Consider the following 17,823-nt stretch of genomic DNA (forward strand, 5'->3'; position numbering starts at 1 on the left):
TTCAGCGACCCCTTACAGCTTCATCAGGCTGGCGTCGTCGACCGAGGCCGAGTGGCGGGAACGGAACAGCGACACGATGATCGCGAGCCCGACCACGACCTCCGCGGCGGCGACGACCATCGTGAAGAAGGCGATGATCTGGCCGTCGAGGTTGCCGTGCATGCGGGAGAAGGCCACGAACGCGAGGTTGCAGGCGTTGAGCATGAGCTCGATGCACATGAACACCACGATCGCGTTCCGCCTGATGAGCACGCCGGTGGCGCCGATCGCGAACAACAGGGCGGCGAGATAGAGGTAGTTGACGGGGTTCACTTCGACGCCTCCTCGGTCCGTCCGATGTCGGTCCGGCGCAGGTCGGTCCGCTCCAGGCGATCGGCGGAACGCTGCTCCAGCGCCCGCAGGTCGTCCAGGGCCTCGTCCGACACGTCACGGATCTGGCCGCGCTCGCGCAGGGTCTGCATGACCGTGAGCTCCGACGGGGTGCCGTCGGGGAGCAGGCCGGCGATGTCCACGGCGTTGTGCCGGGCGTAGACGCCCGGGGCCGGCAGCGGCGGCAGGTGCTTGCCCTCGCGCACGCGCTCCTCGGCCAGCTCGCGCTGGGTCTTGGCGCGCTCGGTGCGCTCGCGGTGGGTGAGCACCATCGCGCCGACCGTCGCCGTGATGAGCAGGGCGCCGGTGATCTCGAAGGCGAAGACGTACTTGGTGAAGATGAGGGAGGCGAGTCCCTCGACATTGCCTCCGGCGTTCGCCTTGCCGAGGCCGTTGAACTCCTGCACCGAGGCGTTCCCGATGCCCGCGAAGAGCAGGACCGCGAAGCCGAGTCCGCACAGGGCGGCCAGCCAGCGCTGCCCCTTGATGGTCTCCTTCAGGGAGTCCGCCGCGGTGACGCCGACGAGCATGACCACGAAGAGGAACAGCATCATGATCGCGCCGGTGTAGACGACGATCTGGACGATGCCCAGGAAGTACGCGCCGTTGGCCAGGTAGAACACCGCGAGGATGATCATGGTCCCGGCCAGGCAGAGCGCGCTGTGCACCGCCTTCCTCATGAGGATCGTGCACAGGGCGCCGATCACGGCGACCGTGCCGAGCACCCAGAACTGGAAGGCCTCACCGGTGGAGGTGGTGTAGGCGGCGAGCTCGCTCATGCCTCGGCCCCCTCCGACTCGGGGGCCGTCTCGCCCTTGGAGACGGCGACTTGGGGCACCGTCCCCGGCGTCGCCTCGGTCACCAGGCCCCGGTAGTAGTCCTGCTCGTCCATGCCCGGGAAGATCGAGTGCGGCGAGTCGACCATGCCTTCCTCGAGGCCGGCGAGCAGCTGCTCCTTGGTGTAGATGAGGTTCTCGCGGCTGCTGTCGGCCAGCTCGAACTCGTTCGTCATCGTCAGCGCGCGCGTGGGGCACGCCTCGATGCACAGGCCGCACAGGATGCAGCGGGCGTAGTTGATCTGGTAGACGCGGCCGTACCGCTCGCCGGGCGAGTACCTCTCCTCGTCGGTGTTGTCCGCGCCCTCCACATAGATGGCGTCCGCGGGACAGGCCCAGGCGCAGAGCTCACAGCCGACGCACTTCTCCAGGCCGTCCGGATGGCGGTTCAGCTGGTGCCTGCCGTGGAAGCGGGGAGCGGTGGTCTTCTGCTGCTCCGGATACTGCTCGGTCAGCCGCTTCTTGAACATGGCCTTGAAGGTCACGCCGAAGCCCGCGACGGGGTTCTGGAACCCCTGCTTCGATTGGTTCGACTCGTGTGACTCCTGGTTCGACTCAGCCATCGGACGCCTCCTTTCCGTCGCTTCGGGTTCCGTCACTTTGAGTATCCGGCCCGCCACTGACAATCAACTCCCGCTCCTGGCGCGAGCGTCGGCGCGGAACGGGCGGCAGAGTCTGTCCGGGCAGCGGCGGCACGGGGAATCCGCCCGCCATCGGGTCGAACGCGACCGGCCGTTCCTCGGCCGCCGCTTCCTTCTCGCGCTTGTCGCGGAAGATGTCGACGACCACGGAGAGCAACAGCAGTGCGATGACGCCGCCGCCCACATAGAGCGCGATCGAGGTGAAGTCGTAGTTCTCGTTCCGCATCGCCCTGACGGTGGCGACGAGCATCAGCCAGACGACCGAGACCGGGATCAGGACCTTCCAGCCGAGCTTCATCAGCTGGTCGTAGCGGACGCGGGGCAGCGTGCCGCGCAGCCAGATGAAGAAGAACAGCAGCAGCTGGACCTTGATCACGAACCAGAGCATCGGCCACCAGCCGTGGTTCGCGCCCTCCCAGAAGGTGCTGATCGGATACGGGGCCCGCCAGCCGCCCAGGAAGAGCGTGACCGAGACCGCCGAGACGGTGACCATGTTGACGTACTCGGCGAGCATGAACATCGCGAACTTGATCGAGGAGTACTCGGTGTTGAAGCCACCGACGAGGTCGCCCTCGGACTCCGGCATGTCGAACGGCGCGCGGTTGGTCTCGCCGACCATCGTCACGATGTAGATGAGGAACGAGACGGGCAGCAGCAGCACGTACCAGCGGTCCGCCTGCGCCTCCACGATCGCCGACGTCGACATCGACCCGGAGTAGAGGAAGACCGAGGCGAACGCCGCGCCCATCGCAATCTCGTAGGAGATCATCTGCGCGCAGGAGCGCAGACCGCCCAGGAGCGGGTACGTCGATCCGGAGCTCCAGCCCGCCAGCACGATGCCGTAGATGCCGACGGAGGCGACCGCGAGGATGTAGAGCATCGCGATCGGCAGGTCGGTGAGCTGCATCGTGGTGCGCTGGCCGAAGATCGAGACCTCGTTGCCCGCGGGCCCGAAGGGGATCACCGCGATCGCCATGAAGGCCGGGATGGCCGCGACGATCGGCGCGAGGACGTAGACCACCTTGTCCGCGCGCTTGACGATGACGTCTTCCTTGAGCATCAGCTTGATGCCGTCCGCGAGGGACTGCAGCAGACCCCAGGGACCGTGCCGGTTGGGGCCGATGCGCAGCTGCATCCAGGCGACGACCTTGCGCTCCCACACGATGGAGAAGAGGACCGTCACCATCAGGAACGCGAAACAGAAGACCGCCTTGATGACGACGAGCCACCAGGGGTCGCGGCCGAACAGGGACAGGTCCTCCGCCGCAAGCACCACAGTGTGCGTCACGACGTCACCTCCGGGGCCTCAGTGGGCTCCGGCAGGACCGCCGGGCCGATGCGGACGAGGTCGCCGGGGCGCGCGCCGGTGTCCGAAGTGACGCCTCCCCCGGCCGAGTTCAGCGGCAGCCAGACCACGCGGTCGGGCATCTCCGTGATCTGGAGCGGGAACGAGGTCGTCCCGGCGGGCCCGGAGACGGCGAGGACGTCGCCGTCCTTCACGCCCGCCTCGACCGCCGTGGCCGCCGACACGCGCGCGTGGGCGGCATGCCGGGTGCCGGCCAGCGCCTCGTCGCCGACCTGGAGGAGACCCTGGTCGAGCAGCAGCCGGTGTCCGGCGAGCACGGCCTCCCCCGCGGCGGGCCGCGGCGGCTGGGCACCCGTCTCCAGGGGCTCCGTGGCGTGCGGCCCGTCCCAGCCGCCGAGCCGCTCCAGCTCGCGGCGCAGGGTCAGCAGGTCGGGCAGGCCGAGGTGGATGTCGCCCGCGTCGGCGAGCATGTGCAGCACGCGCGCGTCGGTCGGCGCCAGCCTGCGCGTCATCTGGTCGGGCTTGAGCGCGGCGTCGAACATCCGCACCCGGCCCTCCCAGTTGAGGAAGGTGCCCGGCTTCTCGGCGACCGCGGCGACCGGCAGCACCACGTCGGCCCGCTCGGTCACCTCGCTGGGCCGCAGCTCCAGGGAGACCAGGAAGCCGACCTCGTCGAGCGCCTCACGCGCGCGTGCCGGGTCCGGCAGGTCGGCGACCTCGACGCCGGCCACCAGGAGAGCGCCGAGCTCGCCGGTCGCGGCGGCCTCGACGATCTGACCCGTGTCGCGGCCGAAGCGGTGCGGGAGTTCGGCGACGCCCCAGGCGGACGCGACCTCGTCCCGCGCGCGCGGATTGGTGGCGGGACGCCCGCCGGGCAGCAGCGACGGCAGCGCGCCCGCCTCGATGGCGGCGCGCTCCCCCGCCCTGCGCGGGATCCACACCAGCTGGGCACCGGTCGCGGACGCGGCGCGGACGGCGGCGGTGAGCCCGCCGGGCACGGCCGCGAGCCGCTCACCGACGACGATGACCGCGCCTTCCGTGCGCAGCGCCTCGGCGGCCCTGGTCCCCTCGTCCGCCAGACCCACGCCCGCGGCGAGCGCGTCCAGCCACTCCGTCTCGGTGCCGGGAGCCGAGGGCAGCAGCGTGCCGCCCGCCTTCTCCAGGCCCCGGGTGGCGTGCGTGGCGAGGGAGAAGGTGCGCTGGCCGTGCTTGCGCCAGGCCTTGCGCAGCCTCAGGAAGACGCCGGGCGCCTCCTCCTCGGACTCGAACCCGGCGAGCAGCACGGCGGGCGCCTTCTCCAGGAGGGCGTACGTGACGCCGCTCCCGTCGAGGTCCCGGCCGCGCCCCGCCACCCGGGCCGCGAGGAAGTCGGCCTCCTCGCTGCTGTGCACGCGCGCGCGGAAGTCGATGTCGTTCGTGTCGAGCGCCACGCGCGCGTACTTGCTGTACGCGTAGGCGTCCTCGACGGTGAGCCGGCCGCCGGTCAGCACACCGGCCCGGCCGCGCGCGGCGGCGAGACCGCGGGCCGCGACCTCCAGGGCCTCGGGCCAGCTCGCGGGCTCCAGTTCACCCGTCTCCGAGTTGCGCACGAGCGGCGTGGTCAGCCGGTCGGGCTTCTGCGCGTACCGGAAGCCGAAGCGTCCCTTGTCGCACAGCCACTCCTCGTTGACCTCGGGGTCGTCCTGAGCGAGGCGCCGCATGACCTTGCCGCGCCGGTGGTCCGTGCGGGTCGCGCAGCCGCCCGCGCAGTGCTCGCACACCGACGGCGACGACACGAGGTCGAAGGGCCGGGAGCGGAAGCGATACGCCGCCGAGGTCAGCGCGCCGACCGGGCAGATCTGGATGGTGTTCCCGGAGAAGTACGACTCGAAGGGGTCGCCCTCGCCGGTGCCGACCTGCTGGAGGGCGCCGCGCTCGATGAGTTCGATCATCGGGTCGCCGGCGATCTGGTTGCTGAAGCGGGTGCAGCGCGCGCAGAGCACGCACCGCTCGCGGTCGAGCAGCACCTGCGTGGAGATCGGCACCGGCTTCTCGTACGTCCGCTTCTTGCCCTCGAAGCGGGAGTCCGGGTCGCCGACCTGCATCGCCTGGTTCTGCAGGGGGCACTCGCCGCCCTTGTCGCAGACCGGGCAGTCCAGCGGGTGGTTGATGAGGAGCAGCTCCATCACACCGCGCTGGGACTTCTCCGCGACGGGCGAGGTCAGCTGCGACTTCACGACCATGCCGTCCGTGCACGTGATGGTGCAGGACGCCATCGGCTTGCGCTGGCCCTCCACCTCGACGATGCACTGGCGGCAGGCGCCCGCCGGGTCGAGCAGCGGGTGGTCGCAGAACCGGGGGATCTCGATGCCGAGCAGTTCGGCGGCCCGGATCACCAACGTCCCCTTGGGGACGCTGATCTCGATGCCGTCGATGGTCAGCGAGACGAGGTCCTCGGGCGGAACCGCCGCCTCCCCGCCCCCGGAGGGAGCGCTATTAGTGGTCACTGTCATGCGTTCACCTCCGTGGTGTGGGAGGGCCGGTCGGCCCAGAGAGTCGACTTGGCCGGGTCGAAGGGGCAGCCCTTGCCGGTGATGTGCTGCTCGTACTCCTCGCGGAAGTACGTGAGCGAGGAGAAGATCGGCGAGGCGGCGCCGTCGCCGAGGGCGCAGAAGGACTTGCCGTTGATGTTGTCGGCGATGTCGTTCAGCTTGTCGAGGTCGGCCATGACGCCCTTGCCCGCCTCGATGTCGCGGAGCAACTGCACCAGCCAGTACGTCCCTTCGCGGCAGGGCGTGCACTTGCCGCAGGACTCATGGGCGTAGAACTCGGTCCAGCGGGTCACGGCCCGCACGACGCACGTCGTCTCGTCGAAGCACTGCAGCGCCTTCGTGCCGAGCATCGAGCCGGCGGCGCCCACGCCCTCGTAGTCGAGCGGGACGTCGAGGTGCTCGTCGGTGAACATCGGCGTCGAGGAGCCGCCCGGCGTCCAGAACTTGAGGCGGTGTCCGGCGCGCATGCCGCCGCTCATGTCGAGCAGCTGGCGCAGCGTGATGCCGAGCGGGGCCTCGTACTGGCCGGGGCTGGTGACGTGGCCGCTGAGCGAGTAGAGCGTGAAGCCGGGCGACTTCTCGCTCCCCATTGACTTGAACCAGTCTTTTCCTCGATTGAGGATCGCGGGAACGGATGCGATCGACTCGACGTTGTTCACCACAGTGGGGCACGCGTAAAGGCCCGCGACCGCAGGGAAGGGGGGACGCAGTCGCGGTTGGCCGCGGCGGCCTTCGAGCGAGTCGAGCAGCGCGGTCTCCTCACCACAGATGTACGCGCCCGCGCCCGCGTGCACGGTGAGTTCGAGATCGAGTCCGCTGCCCAGGACGTTCTTGCCGAGGTAGCCCGCCGCGTAGGCCTCGCGCACGGCCTCGTGCAACCGCCGCAGCACGGGGACGACTTCACCGCGCAGATAGATGAAGGCATGCGACGAACGGATCGCGTAGCACGCGATCACGATCCCCTCGATGAGGGAATGCGGGTTCGCGAAGAGGAGCGGGATGTCCTTGCAGGTCCCCGGCTCCGACTCGTCGGCGTTGACAACCAGATAGTGCGGCTTGCCGTCTCCCTGGGGGATGAACTGCCACTTCATCCCGGTGGGGAAGCCCGCGCCGCCGCGGCCGCGCAGGCCCGCGTCCTTCACGTACGCGATGAGGTCGTCCGGCTCCATGGCGAGCGCCTTGCGCAGACCCTCGTAGCCCTCGTGCCGCCGGTAGGTCTCCAGCGTCCAGGGCTTGTCCTCGTCCCAGAAGGCCGAGAGGACCGGCGCGAGGAGCTTCTCGGGGCTGGTGTCGTTGTTGATCTCGGCTGCCAAGGTCATCACTCCCCCTCCTCGGCGGTCGGTCCGGCCGGGTGGGCCGGGTCGGATGCCGAGGTCTGCTGCGGTGCGTCATTGGAGCTGAGGTGCTCGGCCGGCGCCTCGTCCTGGGGCCCGCCCGTGCGCGGGTGGACCACACGCGGCTGCGCGACCTCGCCCTTGGCCAGGCGCAGTCCGATCAGCGAGGCGGGGCCCGCGCCGCCGCTCGCGTCGACGGCGCCGGGCCGCTCGTCGGGGAAGCCCGCCAGAATCCGGGCGGTCTCCTTGTACGTGCAGATCGGCGCCCCGCGCGTGGGCTCGACCGGTACGCCCGCGCGCAGGTCGTCGACGAGTTGCTTGGCGGACTCGGGGGTCTGGTTGTCGAAGAACTCCCAGTTGACCATCACCACGGGCGCGAAGTCGCAGGCGGCGTTGCACTCGATGTGTTCGAGCGTGATCTTGCCGTCCTCCGTGGTCTCGTCGTTGCCCACGCCGAGGTGCTGCTTGAGCTCGTCGAAGATCGCGTCGCCGCCCATGACCGCGCACAGGGTGTTGGTGCAGACGCCGACCTGGTAGTCGCCGGAGGGCTTGCGCCGGTACATGGTGTAGAAGGTCGCGACGGCCGTGACCTCGGCCGTGGTCAGCCCCAGCATGTCGGCACAGAACTGCATGCCGGTGCGGGTGACGTGACCCTCCTCGGACTGCACCAGGTGCAGCAGCGGGAGGAGCGCGGACCGCGACCCCGGATAGCGGCCGATGATCTCCTTGGCGTCCGCCTCCAACCGGGCGCGCACATCGGCCGGGTAGTCGGGGGCGGGGAGTTGGGGCATGCCCAGGCTGACGCCCGTGCCCTGCTCTGAAGGAGTGGTGGTCACCGGTCGACGCCTCCCATCACGGGGTCGATGGACGCGACGGCGACGATGACGTCGGCGACCTGGCCGCCCTCGCACATCGCCGCCATGGCCTGCAGGTTGGTGAAGGACGGGTCGCGGAAGTGGACCCGGTAGGGACGGGTGCCGCCGTCGGAGACGACGTGCACGCCCAGTTCGCCCTTGGGCGACTCGACCGCCGCGTACGCCTGTCCCGGTGGGACCCGGAAGCCCTCGGTCACCAGCTTGAAGTGGTGGATGAGGGCCTCCATGGAGGTGCCCATGATCTTCTTGATGTGGTCGAGCGAGTTGCCGAGACCGTCCGGGCCGAGCGCCAGTTGCGCGGGCCAGGCGATCTTCTTGTCGGCGACCATGACCGGGCCGGGGGCGAGCCGGTCGAGGCACTGTTCGACGATGCGCAGCGACTGCCGCATCTCTTCGAGGCGGATCAGGAAGCGCCCGTAGGAGTCGCAGGTGTCGGCGGTCGGGATGTCGAAGTCGTAGGTCTCGTAGCCGCAGTAGGGCTGCGTCTTGCGCAGGTCGTGCGGGAGACCGGCCGAGCGCAGCACCGGGCCCGTGGCGCCGAGCGCCATGCAGCCGGCGAGGTCGAGATAGCCGACGTCCTGCATGCGGGCCTTGAAGATGGGGTTCCCGGTGGCGAGCTTGTCGTACTCCGGGAGGTTCTTCTTCATCTGCTTCACGAACTCGCGGAGCTGGTCCACGGCGCCCGGGGGCAGGTCCTGGGCGAGTCCGCCGGGCCGGATGTACGCGTGGTTCATCCGCAGGCCGGTGATGAGTTCGTAGATGTCGAGAACGAGTTCACGATCGCGGAAGCCGTAGATCATGATCGTCGTGGCGCCGAGCTCCATGCCGCCGGTGGCGATGCACACCAGGTGCGAGGAGAGTCGGTTCAGCTCCATGAGGAGCACGCGGATGATCGAGGCGCGGTCCGGGATCTGGTCCTCGATGCCGAGGAGCTTCTCGACCCCGAGGCAGTACGCCGTCTCGTTGAAGAACGGCGTCAGGTAGTCCATGCGCGTGACGAACGTGGTGCCCTGGGTCCACGTGCGGTATTCGAGGTTCTTCTCGATGCCCGTGTGGAGATAGCCGATGCCGCAGCGGGCCTCGGAGACGGTCTCGCCCTCGATCTCCAGGATCAGCCGGAGCACGCCGTGGGTGGACGGGTGCTGCGGACCCATGTTGACGATGATGCGCTCGTCGTCGGCCTTGGCCGCGGACTGGACGACCTCGTCCCAGTCGCCGCCGGTGACCGTATATACAGTCCCCTCGGTCGTCTCACGGGCGGAAGCGTGGGAAGTTCCCTGAGTTGCAGACATCAGCTGTACGACCTCCGCTGGTCCGGAGCCGGGATCTGGGCGCCCTTGTACTCGACGGGGATGCCGCCGAGGGGGTAGTCCTTGCGCTGCGGGAAGCCCTGCCAGTCGTCCGGCATCATGATCCGCGTGAGCGCGGGGTGGCCGTCGAAGACGAGGCCGAAGAAGTCGTACGTCTCGCGCTCGTGCCAGTCGTTGGTCGGATAGACCGCGACCAGCGAGGGGACGTGCGGGTCGGCGTCGGGCGCGCCGACCTCCAGGCGGATCAGCCGGTTGTGGGTGATCGAGCGCAGGTGGTAGACGGCGTGCAGCTCGCGGCCCTTGTCGCCGGGGAAGTGCACCCCGCTGACGCCGGTGCAGAGCTCGAAGCGCAGGGCCGGGTCGTCGCGCAGGGTCTGGGCGACGCGGACGAGGTGCTCGCGCGCGATGTGGAAGGTGAGCTCGCCGCGGTCGACGACCGTCTTCTCGATGGCGTTCTCCGGGACGAGGCCCTGTTCCTCCAGGGCGCCCTCCAGTTCGTCCGCGACTTCGTCGAACCAGCCTCCGTAGGGGCGCGCGGAGGCGCCGGGCAGGGTGACGGTGCGGACGAGGCCGCCATAGCCGGAGGTGTCGCCGCCGTTGTCGGCGCCGAACATCCCCCTGCGGACGCCGATGACCTCTCCGGCCTCGCCGCGCGGGGCGGGTACGCCGTTGCCGTTCAGGTGCTCGTCTTGCGAGTCGTGCGCGTCGCTCACCGCAGCAGCCCCTTCATCTCAATGGTGGGGAGCGCCTTGAGGGCCGCCTCCTCCGCCTCCCGGGCCGCCTCTTCCGCGTTCACGCCGAGCTTGGAGCCCTGGACCTTCTGGTGCAGCTTGAGGATCGCGTCCATCAGCATCTCGGGGCGTGGCGGGCAACCGGGCAAATAGATGTCAACGGGGACGACATGGTCCACACCCTGCACAATCGCGTAATTGTTGAACATCCCACCTGAAGATGCGCAAACCCCCATGGAGATGACCCACTTGGGGTTGGGCATCTGGTCATAGACCTGCCGCAGGACCGGCGCCATCTTCTGGCTCACCCGGCCGGCCACGATCATCAGGTCCGCCTGGCGGGGCGAACCGCGGAAGACCTCCATGCCGAAGCGCGCCAGGTCGTAGCGCCCGGCGCCAGTCGTCATCATCTCGATGGCGCAGCACGCGAGTCCGAATGTGGCGGGGAACATGGATGACTTGCGCACCCAGCCCGCGGCTTGTTCGACGGTCGTCAGCAGAAAACCGCTCGGCAGTTTCTCTTCGATTCCCATGCTCTTGGCCCCTCAGCCCTTCAGTCCCATTCCAGGCCGCCGCGCCGCCATACGTACGCGTACGCGACGAAGACGGTGAGCACGAAGAGCAGCATCTCCACGAGCCCGAAAATCCCCAGCGCGTCGAAGGTGACGGCCCAGGGGTAGAGGAAGACGATCTCGATGTCGAAGACGATGAAGAGCATCGCCGTCAGGTAGTACTTGATGGGGAATCGCCCACCACCGGCCGGCGTCGGCGTCGGCTCGATGCCGCACTCGTAGGCCTCGAGCTTTGCGCGGTTGTACCGCTTTGGACCGATAAGCGTGGCCATGACCACGGAGAAGATCGCAAAGCCTGCCCCGAGGGCTCCCAGCACGAGGATGGGCGCATAGGCGTTCACGCTCCTCGCTCCTCTCAGTCGGCACTGACTGTTGGCGGTTGCGTCGGACCCGGCCCTGAATCCCATCCAAGATCGCTCACATGTGAAGCAGGTCACAAGCCCAACTGCCCCGCATCTTATGCCCGGCGGTCTGTGATCTGCGACACGGGGTACGACAACGGCTTTGTGATCTCCACCACCTGACGAAGGATCATGAAGTCGGATGAGCGGTGATCTTCGTACGCGAAGCGCCTGAGTGATCACTAGAGGTGACATCTCAGCGCGTCATGCCTGGTCGAAGGGCTGCCGCCCTATCAAGAGATGGCGCTTGCAGGCAAATTGGCGCTGGACGCGATCAGTTGATAGAGGACCTCGCGTTCACACTTTGGCGGCAGAGGTGTGGACGGATGTGGACGCGTGCGCCGGTTCACGAGCGAGGCCGCACCCTCCCGCGCGAAGAATCCGGCCCTCCCGCGCGAAGAATCCAGCCCTCCCGCGCGAAGAATCCGGCCCTCCCGCACGACGAGCCGTCCCCTCCATCCCGCACGAAGAGCCGCCCCCTCTTCGCACAGGAAGAGCCGTCCCCCTTTACGCACGACACCGCCCCCGGTTTGGAACGCGCACCACGGGCACCCGAAGGGCACAGGAAGAGCACCTGGGACACACGCGAAAACTCCGGTAGATCTCAGGGAGGTCTCAGCGAGATCTCAGGGAGGCCCCGGAGGGGGTACCCGTGTGACCTGCACCACAGGGCCCCTCGCGCCGAATAAGCCGGGCTTGGCCAACCGCCTCAACCGGTGGTAGACCGTGGGCAATTCGGACGTATCGCAGAAAACCCATGATCACAGGCGTGATCAGCGCTGTCCGCATTGTCCGTTACGGCGTCAATAAAGAGCGACACGCCCGGGATTCGGGCCCGCGAACCGCAACTGTGGCGCAGCACACGTTTCTTGAAGGGAACCGTGGGTCCCTGATAGCGGTTGTTCTCATGTCCCACACCGCTCACATACCCAGCCACCGGAAGCCCCGTCGCAGCGCCACGAAGGTCGCCCTGCGCGCCGGAGTTGCCGGTGGCGTCCTCAGCACCCTGGCAGTGGCCGCGGCGGCCGGTACGGCGAACGCGGCCGAGCCGGTGACCGAGACCATCGAGATGCCCACGCTCTCCACCGATCTGTCCGCACAGATCGCGCAGTCGGCGGACGCCACCCAGCAGGCCGCCGACAGCTACGAGTCGCGCGCCGAGCAGGACGCGGCCGCCGCCAAGGCCGCCAAGCAGGCCAAGGCGGACCAGGCCAAGGCCGAGAAGAAGGCCGAGGCCGAGCGCAAGGCCGAGGAAGCCGCCAAGAAGAAGGCCGAGGAGGAGCGCGCCTCGCGTTCCGCCGAGCGCACGAACCTCTCCACCCAGTCCGGCGGCGGCTCCTCCGCGAGCGCCTCCGACTCGGTCGCCCCGGCCAGCGGCAGCGTCGGCACGGTCATCAGCTTCCTCAAGGCCCAGCTGGGCGACGCGTATGTGATGGGTGCCTCGGGCCCCAACGCCTGGGACTGCTCCAGCCTCGTGCAGGCCGCGTTCAAGCAGGCGGGCGTGAACCTTCCGCGCGTCTCGCAGGACCAGTCGGTCTCCGGCACGCCGGTCTCGCTCTCCAACATCCAGGTGGGCGACATCCTCTACTGGGGTGGCGCGGGCTCCGCGTACCACGTCGGTGTGTACATCGGTAACGGCCAGTACCTGGACGCCGCCAACCCCAGCAAGGGTGTTGTCATCCAGGACCTGTCGGGTTACCCGGCCTCGGGCGCCGTGCGCGTCCTCTGAGGGCCCCACACAGACACACGACGAAGGACCGGAACCCCCAGCGGGGTTCCGGTCCTTCGCGCGCTCTCAGCGCCGTCTCAGGCCCTTGGCGCCGCCGAAGGCCCTTGGCGCCGCCTCAGTCCCTGGGCACCGTCTCACGCTCCCTCAGCGCCGCCGCGCGCCCTCCCGGAACGCCTTGCGTACGGCGGGACGGTCGACCCACATCGTCAGGAGCGTCGTCCCCAGGGCGGCCCAGAAGAGCGTGGTGGGCAGCCCGCGCTCGGTCCACGGCACCAGGGTGAGCAGCAGCGTGCACACCATCACGGCGGCGGACTGCCCGGCGGCGAGCCGCGCCCATCCGTCGCGGCGCAGCAAGGAACGCACGTTCAGGCGGACGCCCTTGCGCCGCCGGTGGAACCGCAGCGCCGCGCCGAGCAGCCAGATCACGGTGAGCGGCACCAGGTCCCACAGCCGCTGGCCGAGGGCGAGCGGCAGCTCGCGCGGGGTCTCGCCGTCCGTCGTGAAGAGGTCGAGGCCCGCGGCGATGAGGGCGAGGCAGAACAGGGCGAGCCAGCGGGTGCCGCGCAGCATCCGGTAGGTGGCGGAGTCGAGTTGGTCCCGCATGTCCGCCGACTCCGGGGCGACGGCGAGCGCGTCGGCGTACAGGTCGGCGGCGTCGGCCGCCCGGACGCCCGGTGCCTCGGCGGCCCGGCGCGTCTGCCCGCTCAGCGCCTCCGCGTGGGTCGGGTCGAGCCGCAGGATGGCGCGCTCCATCGCGTCGGCCGTGTCCGCGTCGCCGGAGAGGTCGGCGATGAACAGCGCCTTCTCGTACGGGCCGATCTCCTCGGGAGCGAGCCGGATCGCCTCCTGGACCAGCTCCCTCGGCTCCCCCGCCACCGCGTCGATGTCGGCGGTCCCGATGCGGCCGGTCCCGATCTCCTGCCCCTTGCGGACGATGTTCCGCCGGAAGAGGAGATCGGCGAGCATCGAGTAACTGCCCCAGAAGTGCGGGCTGAGCCGGATCGCCGTGCGCAGCGCCGCTTCCGCTTCGTCGAAACCCCGGCCGCTCAGGCGCAGCGCCTGAGCGTGCACGAGCAGCACGTTGACGTTCTCGGGTGTGAGCCGCAGGGCCCGCTCGGTCGCCTCCAGTGCCTGGTGCGGGCGGTCGGCCCGCAGGTGGCAGCGGGCGAGCTGCTCCCATGCCGCGACGTCGTCGGGCTCCTCGGCGAGCCGCCGCCCGAGGAGCTCCACCGCCTCGTCGTTCCGCCCGAGGGACACCAGTCCCTCGGCCCGCTCGGCCGCCTGGTCCAGACTCATAGCTTCCGCTTCTTCTTCAGGTACGCCACGAGGTCGTCGTAGGTGCCGCCCTCGTTCGCGTACATCGCCACATTGCGAGCCGACGCGAACCACGGGTCGGCGGAGGGCACGGTCTGCTTGACCGCGCCGATGAGGTCCTTCATCCCGATCATGCGGATGGTGCCGGTGCGCGCGGAGTCGAGCAGCGCGCTCTCGGCGGCCACCTCGCAGACATGTGCGAGGTCGGCACCCGAGAGGCCTTCGGTGGCCTTGGCGAGCTTGCCCAAGTCGATGTTCTCGATGGGGCGTTCGCTCAGGTGGTAGCGGAGGATCGCCTCGCGGGCCGGGGCGTCGGGCGGCAGCACGAGCAGGGTGCGGTCGAAGCGGCCGGGGCGGCGCAGGGCGATGTCGACGTCCCAGGGGACGTTCGTGGCGGCGAGCACGAAGACGCCCTCGTTGGCCGCGGCGTCGACGCCGTCGAGCTCGGTGAGCAGCTGGTTGACGGTGTTGCGCATGCCGCTGCTCTGGGTGCGGCTGCGCTTGCCGCCCAGGGCGTCCAGCTCGTCCAGGAACACGACGCACGGGGCCTGGCGGCGGGCCGTCTCGAAGACCTCGTGCATGTTGCGCTCGGAGTTGCCCATCCACATGTCGAGCACGTCGTTGACGGACACCGACAGGAAGCCGGCGCCGAGTTCACCGGCGACGGCGCGGGCGATGAAGGTCTTGCCGCAGCCGGGAGGCCCGTACAGGAGCAGGCCGCCGCGCAGGCTCTTGCCGTACAGCTTGCGCAGTTCGGGGTTGCGCAGGGGGGCGAGGAACGCGGCTTCCAGGCGGTCCTTGACGTCCTGCATGCCGCCGACGTCGGCGAGCCGTACGGCACCGGGCGCCGCCGTGTCCTCGACGTCCCACGCCTCCGCGGCGCCGGGGTCCCCGCTGCCGTCCTCGGCGAGCGGCGCCTCGACGAACCGGGGCGGGACGGCGTCGCCGACCTGGTCCTCGGCGGCCCGCCAGTCGAAACCCCGCGGCGCGGCGGGCACCTGCGGCTTCGGCTCGGCGGGAGCCTGCGGTGCCGGGGGCATCCCCATGGCCCGGCCCATCAGCTCCCGGGCCTGGGCATCGCCCGGCGCGTGCTGGAGGGCGACCGCCACCTCGGCCACGGCGGCGTCGACGTGCCCCGCGTCCAGGAGCAGTTGGGCGAGGTGCAGGCGGAGCGGTACGTCCTGGGGCGCCGCCGATACGGCGGTGCGCAAGCTGGTCACGAGGGGGGAATCGGCCGACATGGCGCCCACTGTACGAAGCGGGCGCCACTGTCGAACGGGCGGGCTCAGGCTTCCACGGCCAGCTCGCCCATCGGCCCCCAACCCGTGTTCGGGATGTCGGCGTTGATGATCTCGGGGGTGGCGGCGATGAGTCCGGCCATCGTCTCCAGGCCCGCCTTGAAGTGGTCGGACTGGACGTGCACCGCGCCCGCCTCGGCGTCGCGGAAGCCCTCCAGGAGGACGTACTGGTTCGGGTCGTCGACGCTGCGCGACCAGTCGAAGAAGAGGTTGCCCTCCTCGGCGCGGGTGGCGGCGGTGAACGCGGCGGTGTGCTCCAGCCAGGACTCGGCGTGCTCGGGGCGGACGGTGAACTTCACGGCGATGAAAATCATCCGTCCACCCTGCCCCCGACCAGGCACTCGGACCAAATCGGGCGATTCAGCCCCTGGCGCGACGGCGTCACATCATCATGCGCGCGGAGCCACCTTGCTGAGACCGTTGATGACGCGGTCCATCGCGTCGCCGCCCGTCGGGTCCGTGAGGTTCGCCAGCATCTTCAGCGTGAACCGCATCAGCATGGGGTGGGTCAGGCCGCGCTGGGTGGCGATCTTCATGACCTTCGGGTTGCCGATGAGCTTCACGAAGGCGCGGCCCAGCGTGTAGTAACCGCCGTAGGTCTCCTTCAGCGTCTTCGGGTAGTGCTGGAGCGCCAGTTCGCGCTGGGCGGGGGTGGCACGCGCGTGTGCCTGCACGATGACGTCGGCCGCGATCTGGCCGGACTCCATGGCGTACGCGATGCCCTCGCCGTTGAAGGGGTTCACCAGGCCGCCCGCGTCGCCGACCAGGAGCAGGCCCTTGGTGTAGTGCGGCTGGCGGTTGAAGGCCATCGGCAGGGCGGCGCCGCGGATCGGCATCGTCATGTTCTCCGGGGTGTACCCCCAGTCCTCCGGCATCGAGGCGCACCACGCCTTGAGGACCTCGCGCCAGTCGAGCTCGCGGAAGGCCTTGGAGGAGTTGAGGATGCCGAGGCCGACGTTCGAGGTGCCGTCGCCCATGCCGAAGATCCAGCCGTAGCCGGGCAGCAGCCGGTCCTCGCCGGGACCGCGGCGGTCCCACAGCTCCAGCCAGGACTCCAGATAGTCGTCGTCGTGGCGGGGCGAGGTGAAGTACGTGCGGACCGCGACACCCATCGGGCGGTCCTCGCGGCGGTGCAGGCCCATGGCCAGCGAGATCCGCGAGGAGTTGCCGTCGGCCGCGACGACGAGGGGGGCGTGGAAGGTGACCGGGGTCTTCTCCTCGCCGAGCTTGGCGTGCACGCCGGTGATGCGGCCGGTGCGGTCGTCGATGACCGGCTCGCCGACGTTGCAGCGCTCGTGCAGCCGGGCGCCCGCCTTCTGCGCCTGCCGGGCGAGCTGCTCGTCGAAGTCGTCGCGCTTGCGCACCAGGCCGTAGTCCGGGTACGAGGCGAGCTCGGGCCAGTCCAGCTGGAGGCGCACGCCGCCGCCGATGATGCGCAGGCCCTTGTTCCGCAGCCAGCCCGCCTCTTCGGAGATGTCGATGCCCATCGACACGAGCTGCTTGGTGGCGCGCGGGGTCAGGCCGTCGCCGCAGACCTTCTCCCGCGGGAACGCCGTCTTCTCCAGGAGGAGGACGTCGAGTCCGGCCTTCGCCAGGTAGTACGCCGTCGTCGAACCGGCGGGCCCGGCTCCGACGACGATGACGTCCGCGGTGTTTTCGGAGAGGGGCTCGGTCACGGCGGGTTCTCCCCAGGGCTCGAATGGTGTGTGCCGACCGGCACGGGCTACGCGCAGTCTATGAGGCGGCACCGGTCCGCCGGCCGAAGGGCCACACGTGGCCCGGCGGGCCGGCCCGGCCACGACGCTTCCGGCCCGCCGGGCGTCGGACTACCCTGCCCGTACCGCAGGGGGTGACATCTGTGCCCACACCACCCGAGACCCCGGGACCACCCGGGACACCCGACGTCCGTGTGCCGCGGCTGACCGGCCTGATGGCGACGGACGCGCGCGAGGCCGCGGCCCGGCGCGGCGTTCGGCTCGTGGCGCCCGACCGCCCCGGCTTCCACGACGTCGTCGTCGACTACGTCGTACGCCAGTACCCGCCCCCGGGCGTCGAGGTGCCGCACGGCGCCGCCGTCACGATCTGGTTCGACCTCGGCCCCGGTGAGGGCGAGGGCGGCGCGGGCGTGCGCGAGCCGCGCCGCCCGGGGCCGCCGGACGGCGGGCTGCACAGGGAACTGGACGAGCCGGGGCACGGACCCGAGGTGCCGGCGGCCTGGTGACCGCGCGGCCCCGGCGGATCAGTCCGTGAGCCGCCAGGTGTCCAGCGCGGTCGCGTGCGTCTTCGCGCCCTCGCCCGCGGGCCAGAAGTCCGCGCGCCAGGAGAGCTGGATCGCGTACTCCGTGCCGTTGTCCGCGATGTAGCTCTGGTTGATCGCGTGGATCTCGCGGCCCGCCTCGTCGGTGTACGTGTACTCCCAGATCGCGCCGTCGCGCCCCTGGAAGGTGTTCGGCTCCAGCCGGATCCGCCGGTAGTCCGACTTGTCCGGGGCGGACTTGGTGTGCTTCTCGATGTTCGTGAAGTTCTCGTACGAGGTGTACGGCGCGTCCGCGACGACCCCGACGAGGAACTCCTCG

At 69.8% G+C, this 17,823-nt stretch carries 17 protein-coding genes and 1 pseudogene; 2 read left to right on the plus strand and 16 right to left on the minus strand.

Annotated elements, in window-relative coordinates; all coding sequences use genetic code 11:
• Positions 1-12: 12 nt before the first annotated feature.
• From nuoK to AOK22_RS02635, 11 genes are read right to left on the minus strand one after another with little or no spacing between them, the layout of a single operon-like run.
• Positions 13-312 (minus strand): NADH-quinone oxidoreductase subunit NuoK, encoded by a 300-nt coding sequence (gene nuoK / locus AOK22_RS02585; RefSeq protein ID WP_055529377.1) that lies wholly within the window; start codon positions 310-312, stop codon positions 13-15.
• Positions 309-1,148, minus strand: a complete 840-nt coding sequence (locus tag AOK22_RS02590) for an NADH-quinone oxidoreductase subunit J (protein ID WP_055696880.1) — start codon at positions 1,146-1,148, stop codon at positions 309-311. The genes nuoK and AOK22_RS02590 overlap by 4 nt, the downstream gene beginning before the upstream one ends.
• Positions 1,145-1,768: an NADH-quinone oxidoreductase subunit NuoI gene (gene nuoI, locus AOK22_RS02595; RefSeq protein ID WP_055696881.1), complete on the minus strand. Its 624-nt coding sequence runs from the start codon at positions 1,766-1,768 to the stop codon at positions 1,145-1,147. The genes AOK22_RS02590 and nuoI overlap by 4 nt, the downstream gene beginning before the upstream one ends.
• The gene (gene nuoH / locus AOK22_RS02600) at positions 1,761-3,134 is read right to left on the minus strand and encodes an NADH-quinone oxidoreductase subunit NuoH (protein ID WP_193433226.1); all 1,374 of its coding nucleotides are present in this window, start codon (positions 3,132-3,134) and stop codon (positions 1,761-1,763) included. Before nuoH ends, nuoI begins: the two co-directional genes overlap by 8 nt.
• Positions 3,131-5,644: an NADH-quinone oxidoreductase subunit G gene (locus AOK22_RS02605; RefSeq protein ID WP_055696883.1), complete on the minus strand. Its 2,514-nt coding sequence runs from the start codon at positions 5,642-5,644 to the stop codon at positions 3,131-3,133. Before AOK22_RS02605 ends, nuoH begins: the two co-directional genes overlap by 4 nt.
• Positions 5,641-7,002 carry an NADH-quinone oxidoreductase subunit NuoF gene (gene nuoF / locus AOK22_RS02610; RefSeq protein ID WP_055696884.1) on the minus strand — a complete coding sequence of 454 codons (1,362 nt, stop codon included), beginning with the start codon at positions 7,000-7,002 and terminating at the stop codon, positions 5,641-5,643. Before nuoF ends, AOK22_RS02605 begins: the two co-directional genes overlap by 4 nt.
• A complete protein-coding gene (gene nuoE, locus AOK22_RS02615) occupies positions 7,002-7,853 on the minus strand; it encodes an NADH-quinone oxidoreductase subunit NuoE (RefSeq protein WP_055696885.1) in 852 nt (283 codons plus the stop codon). Before nuoE ends, nuoF begins: the two co-directional genes overlap by 1 nt.
• Entirely contained in the window at positions 7,850-9,184 is a 1,335-nt protein-coding gene (locus AOK22_RS02620; RefSeq protein ID WP_055696886.1) for an NADH-quinone oxidoreductase subunit D, read from the minus strand. Before AOK22_RS02620 ends, nuoE begins: the two co-directional genes overlap by 4 nt.
• A complete protein-coding gene (locus AOK22_RS02625; protein WP_055696887.1) occupies positions 9,184-9,915 on the minus strand; it encodes an NADH-quinone oxidoreductase subunit C in 732 nt (243 codons plus the stop codon). Before AOK22_RS02625 ends, AOK22_RS02620 begins: the two co-directional genes overlap by 1 nt.
• Positions 9,912-10,466, minus strand: a complete 555-nt coding sequence (locus AOK22_RS02630) for a NuoB/complex I 20 kDa subunit family protein (RefSeq protein WP_055696888.1) — start codon at positions 10,464-10,466, stop codon at positions 9,912-9,914. The genes AOK22_RS02625 and AOK22_RS02630 overlap by 4 nt, the downstream gene beginning before the upstream one ends.
• A gap of 20 nt (positions 10,467-10,486) precedes the next feature.
• Positions 10,487-10,846 carry an NADH-quinone oxidoreductase subunit A gene (locus AOK22_RS02635; RefSeq protein WP_003992243.1) on the minus strand — a complete coding sequence of 120 codons (360 nt, stop codon included), beginning with the start codon at positions 10,844-10,846 and terminating at the stop codon, positions 10,487-10,489.
• A gap of 1,489 nt (positions 10,847-12,335) precedes the next feature.
• Between AOK22_RS02635 and AOK22_RS43945 the strand changes: the two genes are divergently transcribed.
• The gene (locus AOK22_RS43945; RefSeq protein WP_425263992.1) at positions 12,336-12,635 is read left to right on the plus strand and encodes a C40 family peptidase; all 300 of its coding nucleotides are present in this window, start codon (positions 12,336-12,338) and stop codon (positions 12,633-12,635) included.
• Between the two features lie 144 nt (positions 12,636-12,779).
• Here AOK22_RS43945 and AOK22_RS02645 read toward each other — a convergent pair whose 3' ends face one another.
• The 4 genes from AOK22_RS02645 to AOK22_RS02660 form a co-directional block, all read right to left on the minus strand.
• The gene (locus AOK22_RS02645; protein WP_055696890.1) at positions 12,780-13,931 is read right to left on the minus strand and encodes a TPR domain-containing protein; all 1,152 of its coding nucleotides are present in this window, start codon (positions 13,929-13,931) and stop codon (positions 12,780-12,782) included.
• Positions 13,928-15,190, minus strand: a complete 1,263-nt coding sequence (locus tag AOK22_RS02650) for an ATP-binding protein (RefSeq protein WP_055696897.1) — start codon at positions 15,188-15,190, stop codon at positions 13,928-13,930. Before AOK22_RS02650 ends, AOK22_RS02645 begins: the two co-directional genes overlap by 4 nt.
• A 44-nt stretch (positions 15,191-15,234) precedes the next feature.
• On the minus strand, positions 15,235-15,561 hold the full coding sequence (locus tag AOK22_RS02655) for a putative quinol monooxygenase (RefSeq protein WP_055696891.1): 327 nt from the start codon (positions 15,559-15,561) through the stop codon (positions 15,235-15,237).
• Between the two features lie 75 nt (positions 15,562-15,636).
• Positions 15,637-16,923 carry a geranylgeranyl reductase family protein gene (locus AOK22_RS02660; protein ID WP_055696892.1) on the minus strand — a complete coding sequence of 429 codons (1,287 nt, stop codon included), beginning with the start codon at positions 16,921-16,923 and terminating at the stop codon, positions 15,637-15,639.
• Positions 16,924-17,105: 182 nt separating this feature from the next.
• On the opposite strand from AOK22_RS02660, the gene AOK22_RS42445 reads away from it, so the two are divergent.
• Positions 17,106-17,468 (plus strand): PASTA domain-containing protein, encoded by a 363-nt coding sequence (locus tag AOK22_RS42445; RefSeq protein ID WP_279617070.1) that lies wholly within the window; start codon positions 17,106-17,108, stop codon positions 17,466-17,468.
• Between the two features lie 18 nt (positions 17,469-17,486).
• Here AOK22_RS42445 and AOK22_RS02670 read toward each other — a convergent pair.
• Positions 17,487-17,823, minus strand: a pseudogene (locus AOK22_RS02670) (hypothetical protein); the annotation flags it as partial.

This window comes from Streptomyces silaceus (assembly GCF_001419745.1).
Taxonomy (GTDB): domain Bacteria; phylum Actinomycetota; class Actinomycetes; order Streptomycetales; family Streptomycetaceae; genus Streptomyces; species Streptomyces silaceus.